1 protein-coding gene is annotated in these 1,407 nt (G+C 50.4%); it reads right to left on the bottom strand.

Features of this window, described 5'->3' with window-relative positions; genetic code table 11:
• On the bottom strand, positions 1 to 1,407 hold a 1,407-nt coding region (locus R7Q47_RS24470; protein ID WP_318089827.1), incomplete at both ends, for a YifB family Mg chelatase-like AAA ATPase.

Below are 1,407 nucleotides of genomic sequence, written 5' to 3'. Positions count from 1 at the left end.
AATCGGTCCATCGCGCGATACCCCAAAGCTTCAGCCAGATGAGGCCGCTCAATCTGCTCAGCACCTTCTAAATCCGCTATCGTGCGGGCCACTTTAATGATGCGATGATAGGCACGAATCGATAACCCCAGCCGATGTAGTGCAGTTTCGAGAAATTCCGCATCGCTTTTTTGCAACGGGCAAAATGCCTCAATTTCACGGCTGCCGAGTAGTGCGTTTACTTTGCCGTTTCGATTGAGCATGCTCTCGCGAGCAAGACTGACGCGCTCTTTGACGAGTTCCGTGGGTTCACCTCGGTCACCACCTTCCGCCAACGTGCCTTTCGGTAAGGATGGAATTTCTAACGACATATCAAAACGGTCGAGAAGCGGTCCCGATAAACGACCTAAGTAACGCAAAATAGCTTGAGGGTTAGTGCGAGCTTGATTCCCTTCGTAATAGCCAGTTGGGCTTGGATTCAACGCGCCCACCAGCTGAAAACGAGCAGGAAAACGCGTTTTTCCTTGTGCGCGCGAAATGATGATCTCACCCGATTCCAATGGTTCTCGTAACGAGTCCAACACTTTACGGTCAAACTCCGGCATTTCATCAAGGAACAATAACCCATTGTGAGCCAAAGAAATCTCACCCGGTCTTGGCACCGAGCCACCACCAACTAATGCCGCCATCGAACTGGAATGGTGCGGCGCACGAAACGGACGCGACTTCCAGTTGTGCTCATTAATCTCACTTTGCGTCAGTGATGCGACTGAAGCCGTTTCCATCGCTTCTTCGTCGCTCATCTCCGGCAGTAAGTCGCATAAACGCGACGCCAGCATGGTTTTTCCTGTACCAGGAGGACCAAGGAAAAGTAGGTTGTGGTTTCCAGCCGCCGCAATTTCTAGAGCACGCTTGCCTTGTTGCTGGCCAATGATGTCTTGTAGATCTCGACCATGTTTTTCAACCGTTTTTCGCTTCGGAGTTTGATAAAGATTGAGACGATGCTGGCCACATAACTCCGCACACACTTCAAGTAAGGATTGCGCTGACTTATGTTGCTCTTTGCCCACCAACGCTGCTTGATCGCCATTGACATGAGGCACCACCAAATGACGTCCTACTTTGCTTGCAGCCAACGCGGCAGGAAGCACACCTTTAACAGGTCTTAATCCTCCAGACAGGGCTAATTCGCCAACAAATTCGTAGTTTTTGAGCCTATCTGTCGCGATTTGCTCTGAAGCTGCCAAAATACCCAATGCGATAGGTAAATCATAACGTCCGCCTTCTTTAGGTAAATCCGCCGGGGCCAAATTGACCGTAATGCGCTTGGCTGGAAACTGGAAATTTGAATTGATGATCGCACTGCGTACACGATCTTTGGATTCCTTTACCGTAGTCTCCGGCAACCCAACGAGAGTAAAGCCGGGC

The sequence above is a fragment of the Vibrio sp. Vb0349 genome, from assembly GCF_033338975.1.
The sequence above is the reverse complement of the archived record's forward strand: the minus strand, read 5'-3'. Positions and strand labels throughout refer to the sequence as shown.